This window comes from Kitasatospora sp. SC0581, assembly GCF_048159585.1.
In the GTDB taxonomy this organism is placed as follows: domain Bacteria; phylum Actinomycetota; class Actinomycetes; order Streptomycetales; family Streptomycetaceae; genus Kitasatospora.
Map to the genome: position 1 here is coordinate 1 of NZ_JBLRWA010000172.1, position 407 is coordinate 407.

Below are 407 nucleotides of genomic sequence, written 5' to 3' on the forward strand. Positions count from 1 at the left end.
GCTTCTTCTGCCGATTCAACCGGGTCTGCATTGTGTACAATACGACGGTCACCGCATATGAATACAGGGCAACCATCGGCCCGTGGTTCCGGAGCCTGTTTGTTTTCCGGCCAAAACATGAACTGATGGACGGCGTACCGCTCCTATTTAAAGTGCATGTCATTGCGGCGTTTCTCTTGTTCGCTTCGATCCCGTTTACGCGCCTTGTCCACCTGTTCAGCTTCCCGGCGCGCTATCCGGTACGCGCCCCACAACAATACCGGTCCCGCGCCGGTTACAAGCGCATACCGGAAAAATGAGATGAAAGGATAAGCATATGAAAAAGATTCAACTCCCATTGCAGACAATTAGTTTAGTGGCAGCTTTTATGATTTGGGTCATCCTCTCTTCTCTTCTTACCTATATAA

General features: G+C 49.9%; 1 protein-coding gene. It reads left to right on the top strand.

Features of this window, described 5'->3' with window-relative positions; genetic code table 11:
* The coding region (locus ACLWS4_RS37630; protein WP_416876521.1) for a respiratory nitrate reductase subunit gamma at positions 1-299 on the top strand (299 nt) is incomplete at its 5' end.
* Positions 300-407 lie beyond the last annotated feature (108 nt).